This window comes from Pirellulales bacterium, assembly GCA_035533075.1.
Taxonomy (GTDB): domain Bacteria; phylum Planctomycetota; class Planctomycetia; order Pirellulales; family JAICIG01; genus DASSFG01.
In genome coordinates this window covers 1-13,700 of the sequence record DATLUO010000235.1, presented here as the reverse complement: position 1 = coordinate 13,700, position 13,700 = coordinate 1, and the positions used below count along the sequence as shown (strand labels likewise).

Below are 13,700 nucleotides of genomic sequence, written 5' to 3'. Positions count from 1 at the left end.
TTCGGTGGTCAATGTTGCGGAACGTTCCGTCAGCTTATAATCGAGGCGCAGGTACAAGTGGCACCCAAGCCGCGAAACCACAGACCACTCACAACGGACGACTGCCATGCTCCACACCGCTCTTCTATTCGTCCTCACGCTTGCCGCCAGCGACCCGGAAGTCACCCTATCGGGCACGGTCGTCGACACGGACGGCAAGCCGGCGGGCGGCGCGGAGTTGTTCCTCGCGGATGGGCCGACGATCAACTCGCGGGTCGGGGCACTCCGCCAAGGCGACGTGCCGGCTCGGCCCAAGATCGTGGCCCGCGCCCGGAGCGATGACACGGGCAGCTTCGCCATCGGGCTGCCGGAGGAGGTTCCTGAGAGCGACTGGGCGCGAAGGTCGTTGGTGCTTTGGGTGCGGCATGCCGGTTCGGCCCTGTCAACGTACCCTGTCGGACGCGACTGGCCCCCTCGCGCCGCGCCGGTGGAAGTACGCCTGGCCGCTGCACCGTCGTTGCCGCTGGTGATCGTCGGGCCCGATGAACGGCCGTTGCCGAAGGCGCGCGTTCTGCCCGAGCAGGTGAACGGCCTCCGCCTGCCGCGCGAGCTTGCCGAGCAATTGGCCTCGACGACCGACGATGCGGGCCGCGTCACTTTGCACGGCGTCGCGCCGCCCGGCCTCGACCTCGTCCGCGTCGAATCTCCCGAATACGGCGTTCAATGGGCCAGCCTGCCGGCGGCCGACGCAGGAGGCGCGCGGCGGGTCGCACTGTTACCGGTGGCAGTGGTCCGCGGTCGTCTGACCGGCGACGACCCGCGCGCCATCGCCGCCATACCGATCCGACTGGCGACCTGGTTGACGGCAGGCGACGACCTGGCGGGCGGCGGACTGGCCGAAACGATCACCGACGCCGAGGGACGCTTTGAAGTGCCGGCCATTGCCGCCGGCGCGCTCTCCGTGGTTCCGCAGTTGCGCGCCGAGTTGCCCTTCCGCTGTCATCAAGTGACCGGGCGGCCGGTTGCCGAGGGGATCGCGAGCGAGTTGACGATCAACCTGGAGCGTGCCGTGCGCGTGGAAGGCGTGGTGCGCGACCGTGAGAGCGGCGAACCGCTTGCCGGCGCAGCCGTGTGGCTCGATCGTTTCGTGTCGCCGGACGACGACCCCCGCAGCGATGAACGTGGCCGCTATGGCGCGCTTTTGCTGCCCGGCCAGGCTTCACCGTCGTTTCGGCGCATACCGCGGAACTATTACTTTCCAGAGTACACGCTCGACTCGCAGCCCGTGCCCGAAGGGGCCGCGCGTGTTGAATTGAGGCCGCTGCGATTGGCGCGAGGCGTCGCGGTTCGCGGCCGAGTCGTCGACCGACGGGGAAAGGGCGTTGGCGGAGCGGAAATCGAAGCACGTTGGGATTTGGCCTCTGGCGGGGAGAATTCGGCGCATGGTCGCAGCGACCGCGACGGCGGCTTTACGCTCGAGGGGGTCGCGCCCAACGTACAACTCAAATTGTCGGCCTTCTCCGCACAGGGTACGACCAGGGAAGCGGTGGCAGTTCATGCCGCCGCGCAAAAGCCTCTGGAGTTGGTGGTCGATCCGTCCAACACGACGTATCTCGAAGGCCGGGTCGTCGACACGGAAAAGCGGCCGATTGCCGGCGCCGTCGTGCGGATTGCCTGGCAGCGGCGCGGCGCCGAGGGGCGGGCCGAAGACGAGGGCTACGTCGAGTTCGGTGGCGGCCAACGGCTCTTGACCGATGCCGACGGCCGGTTCCGCACGCCGGCAGTGCTCGCGCGGGGCCGCGAGTACCGCGTGGAAGCCTTCGCCGGCGGCATGTTGCCGGCCGTCACCGAATTCATCGACCCCACGCGGATGAAAACGCCGGCCTTGGGTAACCTGGTGCTGGATCGCGTACCGGCGCTGCGCGCGATCGACGGCCGCGTCATCGATCGGCGAGGCGAGCCGGTCGCCGGATTAAAGGTGTTTCAAACGGGCGACGGTCCGCGATGCACGCAAACGGTGACGGACGAAGAGGGACGCTTCCGACTGCCGGGTCTGAACCTGGGTCCGGTCTTTCTGCTGGCGAGCGGCGATGGTTACCCACTGCAAGGATTCTTGCTGGCCGGCGACGTGAAGCCGGTCGAATTGACGGTGAGGCGAGAAAGCGAGCCTCCCATGAACCGGCTGAGTTCGCTCGAAGAGCCGCTCACTCGCGCCCAGCGGCGCGCCGCGGCCCTGCGTTTGGTCGAGCCAATCGCTGCGAGCGTAAAGCAGGTCGGCGTGCAGCCCGAAAAAATCTGGCTGATGGCAACGCTGGCCACGCTCGACCCAAGCCGCATCTCCGACTTTGCCGGCCTCGCGATTTTCAAGCTGCTGGGCGCGGCGGATTTCGCGGAACAATTCCGCTTTCAGGCGGCGGCGGCGATGCTTCCGGAGGACCTGGCGGAAGCGTTGGCGCTGGGCGAGGCGATTAGCTCGCCACACCATCGAGGCCGGCTCTATCTTGCGGCCAGCGCCAGCTTGACCGACGAAGAGCGTCAGCAGAAGGAGGACCTGCTCGCCAGCGCGCTGTTGCACGCGCGTGCCGAGCCCGACGTCGCGCAGAGAGCGGAGCTGATGGGGAAAATCGCCGAGGCTTGGCTCGATCTGGGCGAGGTCGAGCGCGGCACGGCGTTGTTGCGTGAAGGAGAAAAATTGGCCGAGCAGCTTCCGGTGCCCAGCGAGGCGGCCCAGCGCGCCCACGAGCTCGCCCCTCACCTCCGCGCCCGCTTCGCCGGCTCGCTGGCGAGAATCGATGGCCCGGCGGCGATCAAGTTGAGCGCCGGCTTCACCGGCCAGTTTGCCGATCGCTATTGGGCTGGGGTCGCCCGTGGGCTTGCCGGCTACGACCCCACCGCCGCCGAGCGCCTGCTCGATGAGTTGGAGTTTTCCACAGCGCTTTACTGGCAAGCATTGCCGGTTCTCTACCGCATGGCCGGCGCCGATGCCGACCGCGCCGCCCGCTTGGCGCCGAAGTGCGAGGAGATCAGCGAGCGCGGATACGCTCTGGGGATCGTGGCCAGTGGACTCGTTCAGGGCGATGCCGCACGGGCAAGGACGCTCTTGGACGAGGCTTTCGGCTTGTTCGAGCGCGCAGCCGCGGAGGGTGCCGGCCCCGCCTCTGCCCGGGAGCATCCCGCGGTCTTGGCTGCGGCGCTGCTGCCGGTCGTCGAGCGCGTCGATGCGTTGTCGCTGGAGGACTGTCTGTGGCGAGCGATGGCCTTGCGTTCGCCCCGCGCGGCGCGGACGAAGGCCAATCATGACGGAGCGATCGTGACCGCCGCGCTGGCGATGTTTTTGAGCCGCTACGATCGTGCGGCGGCGCGCGCTCTGGCGGCGCCGATCGCCGAGCGCGGACCGCTGCTCACCGCCGGCGGAGAGCATTGGACTTCGCGTCTCGCCTGGGGATCGTTGGCTGTCGTCGACGCAACATGGGCGGAGTCGCTTGTTGACACGTTGCCGGATCCGCCGACGTTGGACTTGAGAAGCGCGAAAAATGTGGCCCGCCGGTGTGTGGCCGAAGCGTTGGCGCCGTCGGAAAAAAGTTGGTGGCACAAACCTTATGAATTGACCGGCCTGCGCGATCCGGATGCGCGCGATGACGAGCAATAAGTCCGCCGCGCGGCTTTCGGTTTCCTGTTCCAGTCCGATAGAACAAAACAACCTTACTCGCCATCGCTGGACTTTCGGCGGTTTTTTGGTTCGGGGGGATCGAGTGTGACGAACTTGGCCGGCGCGACGAAGAAACCGGGCGATCGCCAACCGGCGTCCTTGGCCGTGATCACATGCTCTCGATTGCCCGATGACTCCGGCTTGTCAGAATCACCAGGTCGTCCTGGACTCGGTTGGCCAGGCGTGTCATTGCTGTTCGACATCTTGAATCTCTGCGTTGAAATACTGGCGGGCAAGTTCCTGCCCGTCGACGAACACCAGAAGTTCGTAACGCCCCGGCCGCGGCAGGTAAACGGAGTCGACTGGGATCGCTATGTCAATCTTAGCCAAGCGTTCCGGAAAGTCCAAGTCAGCGACAGTAGCCCTGGCGACGCTCGCATCGTCGTCGAGTGCATTTGCCTCAATGCTCATCTGGTATCGACCAATCCCATCATACACCTGGAGAAAGACGACAAACGGAGCGGTTGGACCCGGGAAAGTATGCTGGCGAAAGGTCTCAATCAGGGCGTAGAGGCTGATTTCGCCTGTTTCCTCGTCCTCTGTGACCTCTTTACAGATTAAAAACGCTTTGCAGTGAGGCAAAGGTTTGTTCGCGATTGAGTCCATGGCCTCGAACTCGGTTGCAAACGATGAGGGTGCTTACGATGGCGACTATTTCCAAAGTGCTGACTCCGCAGGAGATGTCCCGCCTGAGACGCCTCAAGCTTCCCGTCCCGTGTACAAGGCCTCCATCACGCGGCCGCTGTTGAGACGCAAGGGACGTCCCTGGGGACCGTGTATTTCCAGCGCGGGATCGATACCCAGGGCCGAGTAGACCGTGGCGGCAACGTCGGAATGGCGATAGGGAAGCGTCACCGGCCAGCCGCCGACCGCGTCGGAGCGGCCGATGACCTGGCCGCCGCGAACTCCCGCGCCCGCAAACAGGCCAAAAAAACACGTCATCCAGTGGTCGCGGCCGGGACTGGTGAAGAACGAGACCGATCCGTTGGGCATCGCCAGCTTCGGCGTGCGGCCGAATTCGCCCATCATCACCACCAGCGTCTCGTCGAGCAGCCCGCTGGCCTGCATGTCGTCGATCAAATTCGAGGCCGCGCGGTCGAGGTGCGGCAGCAGACCGCGCAAGGCGACGAAGTTGTTGTAGTGCGTGTCCCAGAGGGCCTGATAGCTGATGTTGGCCTGCACGATCGGCACGCCGGCCTCAATCAGCCGCCGCGCCATCAGCATCGACTGGCCAAACACGTGCCGGCCGTAACGGTCGCGAACCGCCGGCGGTTCCTGCGACACATCCAGCGCCTGCGACAAGCGGCCGCTGGTCAACACGCGGAAGGCTTCGCGGCGCCGGTTCTCGTAAGCGCCGGCTTCCAGCGCCGCCGCCAGCGCCGACTGTTGCCGCTGAAGATCGGCCAGCAGCGACTGCTTCGACGCCATCCGTTCGATCGTCAGTCCGGGCGGCATCCGCAGGCTGGCGTCGACCAGATACTTCGGATCGGCCGGGTTGTCGCGGACCTGATAAGGATCGCATTGCGGTCCCAGCAAACCGCCGCTTTGCCCCGGATAGAGTCCCGTGCCCGGATCGACCACTTCGCCGGGCAACACGACGCTGGCCGGTAGACCGTCGCCGCCGCGGCGGGCAAATTCCACGCCCGCGCACCACGAGGGCCAATCGCGCCGCGAGGCCGCCAGTCCAGCGCCGGCGGGCAACTCGTCGATGCCTCCCAGCAAGCCATGCACCGCCAAACGATGGTCGCCAAAGCTGGGATTGCAGGTCATCGAGCGGACCAGCGCCCAGCGGTTCATGCGTTGGGCGAACATCGGCAGGTGCTCGCAGATTCGCGTGCCGCTGACGGCCGTATCAATCGTCTGGAATTCTCCGCGAACTTCCGCCGGCGCCTCCGGTTTGGGATCGAAGGTGTCAAGATGGCTCGGGCCGCCGAACAGGAACAGAAACAGTACCGACTTGGCGCGAGGCAACTCCGCGGCTCCCACGGGCTGCCGCGGCAAGGCGGCGATTCCCGCTCCCAACGCGGACGAGAAGCCGACTTCAATCAGTTCCCGCCGGCTGAGTTTCGCACCCGATGTTCGCATTCATGTCTCCGATGGTCTGTGCTTCGTGCGTCAACGCATCAACGTGTGTTAATAGATGCCGCCGCGCGCGGCGGGTCAAGAGGTGGGCCACCGCCCGCGTTGGATCCGCCGATCACGGTAGGCCGGCATGCCTGGCTCTCGTGACGCTGCTCCATATAGCCGGAATCGCTTCGCTAAGAGTATTCTTTATGCAACGATGGCGGCCCAGGCTCTGAGCCAGCCACCAATGGATCTCTCAACCCCGGCCCTGAAAAATGCCTCGCCCTCGACTTCGCCACTGGCCGCTGTGGCTCGCCTGCGGGGCGGTGATCGCGCTGGCGATTTGGGCGCGGCCGCGAAGGACCGACGCGCTGGTCACGCTCGACGGCCGAGAGCGCTGGCTGCTCGATGACGCCGCACCCATGCGGCTGTTCGCCTGGCAGCCAGGCGAAGCGCTCAGCGACTTGCTGCCGCCGCGCAGTCCGCCCGACGAGGTCAGCCATCCCAGCCTGGCCGACGATGGAGCGACGCTCTACCTCACCGTGCGGCGAGCGGAGGGCGATGCCGACATCTACCGCTCGCATTGGCAGAACGGCCGCTGGCAACCGGCCGCGGCCGTCACCGAACTCAATACGCCGTGGGACGAAAACGGTGTGGCCGTCAGTGCCGATGGCAAGCAGCTTTATCTGGCCTCGAACCGCCGCGGCGGCAAGGGTGGGTTCGATATCTACGTCTCCCAGCGACGGGCATCCGGCTGGGGCGTGCCCAAGAACCTGGGTGATGCCGTCAACACGCCGGCCAATGAATACGATCCGGCGCTGGCCGCCGACGGCCGGCAGCTTTACTTCGCCTCCGACCGCGGGACGCAAACAGCAACGACCGATCTGTTCGTCGCTCGCCGAACAGCCAGCAATCGAGCATGGTCCGAAGCCGCCCCGCTCGTCCGGGCAAATTCGCCCGTCAACGAACGCTCGCCGTGCCTGGCCGAAGACGGTGCGGTGCTCTACTTCAGCTCCGACCGTCAGCACCGCCGCGGCGAGAAAGACTTCGATCTTTATCGCCTGCGATTGCACGACGATGCTGCCGCTGTCGAGAGCCTGGGGCAGGGCATCAACACGGTGGCGGATGAAACCGATCCGGCGGTTTCGCCTGACGGGCTGCGCGTCACGTTCGCCAGAAGCGAAGGCCGCTCGGCCTCGATCTATCAAAGCCGCCTGGCCGAAGTCGAACGGATTGCCGTCTGGGACACCAGCCGCTGGCAAGCGCTGCGGGCCGTGTGGTGGAAAGCGCTGTTGGCGACCGCCGCACTGGTGGCCCTGATCGCGGTCGTCTACTTCTCGGCCGGCTGGGTGCGGCGGCGGGCGTCGATGGCCCGTTTCCTGGCCGCCAGTCTGCTGTTGCACGCGGTCGTGTTGTGGCTGATGTTTCTGGTGCCTCTCAGCCAGGAGATCGTGAAGCGGATCGAAGAGATTCGCGTCACCAGCGCAGCGGAACTATTCGACGACAACCTGCACCAATCGCACTTGCCCGGCGAGCAAGTCTATGAGAAGGTGGCCGATCTCAAGAGCGTGGAGGCGACCTTCGTGCCGCCGGTGGAACGCCGGGTGACGGCGCCAACGAATATCCCGCTACACGCCGACACGCCGGCGCCGACGCTGCCCGTCGAGTTGGCGCGGCGCCTGCCCGCCGACCGCGTCATTTTTGTGCCGCCTCCAAGAGCCGCGTCGAACGCGGCGGCGGAGGTCGAGCGCCGTCTTGAAGCGACGGTGCGGGTGGCACAAATCGATCCCCAAGTGGCCGGGCCGCCGCCGAAGGTCGCATCGCCCCAGGAGCAAGCAATTCAAAAGCAGGTCGAGCTCGAGCGCGCCGCGTCTGCCCTGATGACGATCCGCGATGCGCCGGCGACGGAGCAACCACTGCCGGGGCCGGTGAAGGGGCCGGTCGCGACGCAGCCCGCGTACGCCGAGCCCACAGACGGCTCGGCTTCGGTCGTCGCGCTGCCGCCGCGCCGCGCCGATACGATGCTGTCGGCAGCGCAGCTCGATCCGGAAGTCGTCCCACTCGCGACGGTCGAAAAGGCAGCGGAAAAGCAGGTGCTGGAACGCGAGCGGCCCGAAGTCATTTCGGCAGTTACTGTCATCGCGCCTCCAAAGCTGTCAGCCGACGAGGCCATGCCAGCATCGACGCGCGTGGCAGTCACGATCCGGCAAATCAAGTCGGTGCCGGCCGAGCCGCAATCCACACAGCCAGCGAAGATCGACGTGCCGCGCGAAGTCGCTCTGGCAAAGCTGCCGGCGAAACTGCCGGATGAACCACCGCCGAACCTGACGCGAGTCGATGCGACGCCGGAAAAGGCCATTGCTCCAGCCACGGTCATGTCGCCAGCGGCGCCGCCGAGCGTGCCGCGGCCGATCGACGAAATGCTCGAAGCCGGCGGCCCGCGGCTGGCGGGCAAGAAGGGGACGGTCGTGGGAACGTTGGCCGAGCAGGCCGTCGAGGCGCCGCCTTCGCTCAGCCCGTTGGCCACGCAGTTACAGCGTGCCGCCGCCCGTGCCATGCCGGTGGCGGTTGCCGATGACAACGTCGGCATGCGGGCCATGTTTGCCCTGCGGCAGGGCGACACGCGGCGCGAGTTCATCGACCTGGTGGGCGGCAACCAGCAGACCGAAGAGGCGGTCAAGCGCGGTCTCGTCTGGCTGGCCGAGCACCAGCACACCGACGGCCATTGGAGCCTGCACCAGCTCGATCCGCCGGAAAAGAAACTGCCCGCCACGAGTGGAGCGGGCAACACCGTCAGCGACGCCGCGGCCACCGGTCTTGGGCTGCTGCCGTTTCTGGCCGCCGGGCACACGCAGCTTGCGGGCGACTATCGGCCCACCGTCGCGCGGGCGGTGGAGTGGCTCATCGGCCGGCAAAAGCCCGATGGCAACCTGTTTGTCGACGGGGCCTCGAACGCTTTCATGTATAGCCACGGCATTGCCGCCATTGCGCTCTGCGAAGCCTACGGCATGAGCCAGGACGAACGGCTGCGCGGGCCGGCCCAGCGGGCGCTCGATTTCATCGTCGCCGCGCAGCATGCCGGCACCGGCGGCTGGCGTTATCAGCCGGGCGAGGCGGGCGACACGTCGGTCGTCGGCTGGCAGGTCATGGCCTTGAAGAGCGGCGAGATGGCCGGGCTGACCGTTCCCAAGGCCGCGCTCGATCTGGCGAGCAAGTGGCTCGACGCGTCGGCCGGCACGGGGCAGGCGTTGGGCACCTTCGGCTACCAAGGCCCCGGATCCAGCCCGGCGATGACGGCCGAAGGGCTCCTCTGCCGGCAGTTTTTGGGCATCCGCCGCAACGACCCGGCGCTTTTGGCCGGCGCGAAGTTCCTGCTCGACCGTCTGCCGCAGGCCGGCCAGGAGACGAGCTACTATTGGTACTACGCCACGCAGGTGATGTATCACCTGCAAGGCGACCATTGGACGGCCTGGAACGAGCGGCTCCGCGACCTGCTCGTATCGTCGCAGATCAAGGAGGGGCACACGGCCGGCACCTGGGATCCGCACGACGGGTGGGAGCAATCGGGCGGACGCCTCTACGCCACGTCGCTTCGCCTGTTGATGCTGGAGGTCTATTACCGCCATCTGCCGCTCTATCAGTCGTGGGAATGAACGGCAACTCCGCTTGGTATGTAGGGTGGGACCAGCGAGCTTGCGAGCGCCGGCCCACCATGTCTTAAGGCGTTGGGCGTTCTACGGTGAGCTGCGTGAAATGAGCCCGATCGGCGATCCCCATCGTGATGCGGTCAACGTCCTGACGAACGACTGGGTTATGGCGCAGAGCACCGCCGACTTTCGGGCGAAGGTGACCGTTCAGATTCAAAGCCCAATTCGTCTTCCCGAACAGGCGATTTCTCCGCAGCCGGATATGTCGTGGATCGCGAAGCCAGTGGCAGACACTGACTCCCGCGGCGCCGACCAAGTCTTCCTCGTGATTGAGGTCGCCGACCCTTCGCTCGATGACGATCGGGGAGTGAAGGCGCAGTTACGACCTGGGCTAAGGCCTTGGCACAACAGTATTTGCGACGCCCGCCAAGCTCGCGTTGCCCCGACCCGCCAATCTCGCTACCTTATGGCTCAATTTTCAGTCATCGTCCCCCTATCGCGAGCGGAAACATGGATGTGCTTGCCCGCGTGCGTGCCGTCGTCCGGCTGTGTACCACGCTGATCTTCGTTGCGGCATTTTCCACACGGGCCTTCGCCGCGCCGCCGGCCAAGAACGCCGAAGCGAACTGGATCTGGTCGCCCGCTCATGCCAAAGACGCGGTGCCGGCCGGGCCTTGCTATTTCCGAAAAACGTTCACGCTGAGCGAGGGCTATCAGGGCACGCTGGAGATCGCCTGCGACGACCAGTATGAGCTGTTCGTCAACGGCCGGCACTTCAGCCAGGGGGCCGATTGGCGGCTGATGAAGGTCTACGATATCAGCGAACAGTTGGTCGCCGGGCGCAACGTGGTGGCCGTCGAGGCGGTCAACAAGAAAGGCCCGTCGGCGGGCCTGACCGTGCGCCTCAAGCTGCTGGCGCCCGGCGGCGTCGAACAACGGCTGTTGTCCGATACGACCTGGAAAACCAGCCTCAAAAAAGTGCGCGGCTGGGAGCGGATCGATTTCAACGACGTGCGCTGGGTGCCCGCCCGCGGCTTCGGGCCGTTCGGCACCGCCGCTCCCTGGGCCGGCCAGGTCGCGGTCGATAACGGGGCGGTCGGCCGCTTTCTGTTGGGCGCCGATTTTCGCGTCGAATCCGTCATAGGCCCCGACGAGGCCGGTTCGCTGATCGCCATGACCTTCAACGAATGGGGCGAAATCATCGCCTCGCGCGAAGGCGGCCCGCTGTTGCTGATCGTCGACAAAGACGACGACGGGCTGGTGGAGACGGTCACGACTTATTGCGAGAAGGTGAAGAGCAGCCACGGGATTCTGGCGCTCAACGGCCAGGTGTTTGTCGTCGGCGAGGGACCGCAGGGCAGCGGCTTCTATCGGCTGACCGACGAAGACCAGGACGGCGCCATCGACGACGTGAAGCTGCTCGTCGGTTTCAAGCAGTCGGTCGTCGAGCACGGCGCCCACTCGCCGGTGTTGGGACCCGACGGCCTGATCTATCTCGTCATCGGCAACCACGCCACGCCCAAGACCGAATACGAGCCGAACAGTCCCTATCATCACTACTACGAAGGCGACCTGGTGCAGCCCCGTTACGAAGACGCCAACGGGCACGCGACCGGCGTCAAGGCCCCAGGCGGCGCCGTGCTGCGCACCAATATCGACGGCAGCTTCGTGCAGATCTTCGCCGGCGGCCTGCGCAACCCCTACGACATCGCCTTCAATCGCGAGGGCGAGCTGTTCACCTACGATGCGGACATGGAGTGGGACGTCGGCCTGCCCTGGTATCGTCCCACGCGAGTGAATCACGTGATCGCCGGCGCCGAGTTCGGCTGGCGCAGCGGCTGGGCCAAGTGGCCGGATTATTATGTCGATAGTCTCGGTCCGGTGGTCGACACCGGGCGCGGCTCGCCGGCTGGAATCGCGTTTTACAATCACCATCAGTATCCGGCCCGCTACCACAACGCGCTGTTCGCCTGCGATTGGTCGCAAGGCCGCATTCTCGCCGTCCGCACCACGCCCGGCGAAGGTTCCTACACCGGCAAGAGCGAAGTCTTTCTCGAAGGCCATCCGCTCAACGCCACCGACCTGGCGGTCGGACCCGAGGGCTGGCTCTATTTCTGCACGGGCGGCCGCGGGACGGAAGGCGGCGTCTATCGCATCGTCTGGACCGGCCGCGTTCCGCTCCAGCCCAAGCTGACCGGCATCATGGAAGCCATCCGCCAGCCGCAGTTGCAAAGCGCCTGGGCACGGCAGAAGATTGCCACCGTGCAGCAGAAGCTCGGCGACGAATGGGACCGGCACTTGGTCGCCGTCGCCGAATCGCCCCGCTACTCGCTGGCCGATCGCGCCCGAGCGCTGGACCTGATGCAGTTGGTCGGCCCCTTCCCGACGACGACGCTGCTCGCATCGCTGTCGAAGGATTCGCAAGCCGAGCTGCGGGCCAAGGCGGCCTACCTGATGGGCATTCACACCGACGAATCGACCGGGGCCCGTCTGGCGGAACTTTTGGGCGACGCCGAGCCGCGCGTGCGCCGCATCGCCTGCGAATCGCTGGTGCGCGGCGGCTACCATCCGTCGGCCGACGGGCTGGCCCGGCTGCTGGCCGACGGCAATCGCTCGGTGGCCTGGTCTGCCGCGCGGGCCTTGCAGCAATTGCCGATCGAACAATGGCAACAGCATGTCGTCGAGGCTCAGAACTTGACGGCCTTCTTGCACGGGGCACCGGCCTTGTTGGCCGTGCAACCGCCCGACGAGGTGCTCGACGCGGTGTTGACGCGGGCCGCCGACTTCATGCACGGCGACGTGAGCGATCCCGATTTTGTGGGTCTGCTGCGGGTGATGCAGCTTGGCCTTGACCGCGGCCACCTGCGCCGCGACAACGTGCCCGACCTCTGCCGGCAACTCGCCGACGAGTTCCCGGCCCGCGAGCCGCTCGACCGCGAGCAACGCATCAACCGCGAGCTGCTGCGGCTGCTGGTTCATTTGCAGGAAGACAGCGTCGTGCCCCGGCTGATGTCGGAGCTGAAACGCAACCTGCCGATCGAAGAGCGCGTATACTTGGCCGCCTACGCCCGGTTTTTCAAACATGGCTGGACGAGCGAGCAAAAGCTGAAGCTGCTGGAGTTCTACGAAGAGGCCCACGCGGTCGAAGGCGGCCACAGCTTCGCCGGCTACATCGACAACTTTGCCCGCGATTTCGTGGCCGATTTTTCCGATGAGGAGAAAGCCGCGGTCATCGCTCAGGCCACGCGCTTTCCGCACCATGCCGTTTGGGCGCTGGCCGCGTTGCCCGAAGATCCGGGCGAAGAAACGATCGGCGAGCTGATGGCGCTCGACGAAAAGCTGCTCGAACTCGATTCGCCGTCGGCAAAGCGGCTGGGCACCGCGATCGTGGCGGTGCTGGCCCGCAGCCGCGACCCGCGGGCCATGGCCCATCTGCGGCGTCAATACGACGAGCGGCCGGAGCGTCGCGAAGACCTGGCGATGGGGCTGGCCCAGTCGCCCACCGGCGAGAACTGGCCCTACCTGCTGCGGTCGCTGTCGATCGTCGAAGGCGTGGCCGCTCAAGAAGTGCTCAATCAGCTCATTGCGGCCAATCGCGTCACCGACGACCCCGAGCCGTTGCGGCAGGTGATCCTGTGCGGCTTGCGGCTGGGCGAAAACGGCGGCCCGGTCGCCGTCAAGCTGTTGGGCAAGTGGACCGGCAGCGACGTCTCGCAGCCGGGCGACTCGTGGGACGCCGCGCTGGCGGCCTGGCAGGCCTGGTTCGAAGAGAAGTATCCCGACCAGACCCCCGCGCGGCTGCCCGAAGAAGCGCCGGGCACGCAATGGAGCTACCAGGAGCTGGTCGGCTACCTGACCAGCGCCGAAGGGCTGTCGGGCGACGCCGGCAACGGGGCCAAGGTATTTCAGAAGGCGCAGTGTGCCAAGTGTCACCGCTTTGGCGGGCGCGGCGAGGGCGTCGGGCCGGATCTCTCCAAGCTCAGCCAACGTTTTCAGCGGAAGGAGATTCTGGAATCGATTCTCTTTCCCTCGCAGGTGATTTCCGACCAGTACGCCAGCAAGACGATCGTGACCAACGACGGCATGACCTACACCGGCCTGGCGGCAGCGGTGCGCGACGGCGCGGTGACGGTCCTGCAATCGAACGGCGAAAAGGTGACGATCGACGAAGTCGACATCAGCGAGAGCGCGCCGAGCAAGAAGTCGGCCATGCCCGAAGGGCTGCTGAACTCGCTCACGTTGGACGAGATCGCCGACCTGTTCGCTTATCTCAACAAGCCGGTCGAGAGCGCCAACGTGAC

At 66.1% G+C, this 13,700-nt stretch carries 6 protein-coding genes; 3 read left to right on the top strand and 3 right to left on the bottom strand.

The features are described 5' to 3' along the window. Positions 1-106: 106 nt before the first annotated feature. On the top strand, positions 107-3,628 hold the full coding sequence (locus VNH11_29555) for a carboxypeptidase-like regulatory domain-containing protein (GenBank protein HVA50528.1): 3,522 nt from the start codon (positions 107-109) through the stop codon (positions 3,626-3,628). 53 nt (positions 3,629-3,681) lie between these two features. Here the strand turns inward: VNH11_29555 and VNH11_29550 are convergent, their stop codons facing one another. From VNH11_29550 to VNH11_29540, 3 genes are all read right to left on the bottom strand, one after another. Beyond that, positions 3,682-3,891 (bottom strand): hypothetical protein, encoded by a 210-nt coding sequence (locus tag VNH11_29550; GenBank protein ID HVA50527.1) that lies wholly within the window; start codon positions 3,889-3,891, stop codon positions 3,682-3,684. Beyond that, a complete protein-coding gene (locus VNH11_29545; protein HVA50526.1) occupies positions 3,875-4,294 on the bottom strand; it encodes a hypothetical protein in 420 nt (139 codons plus the stop codon). The genes VNH11_29550 and VNH11_29545 overlap by 17 nt, the downstream gene beginning before the upstream one ends. A 93-nt stretch (positions 4,295-4,387) precedes the next feature. Beyond that, complete coding sequence (locus VNH11_29540; GenBank protein HVA50525.1) at positions 4,388-5,773, bottom strand: DUF1501 domain-containing protein; 1,386 nt, start codon at positions 5,771-5,773, stop codon at positions 4,388-4,390. Between the two features lie 254 nt (positions 5,774-6,027). Here VNH11_29540 and VNH11_29535 point away from each other — a divergent pair, with 254 nt between their 5' ends. Together VNH11_29535 and VNH11_29530 are read left to right on the top strand one after the other, a co-directional pair. Further along, entirely contained in the window at positions 6,028-9,405 is a 3,378-nt protein-coding gene (locus VNH11_29535; GenBank protein HVA50524.1) for a hypothetical protein, read from the top strand. A 504-nt stretch (positions 9,406-9,909) separates the two neighbouring features. Next, a partial coding sequence (locus VNH11_29530; GenBank protein HVA50523.1) for a HEAT repeat domain-containing protein occupies positions 9,910-13,700 on the top strand: 3,791 nt, incomplete at its 3' end.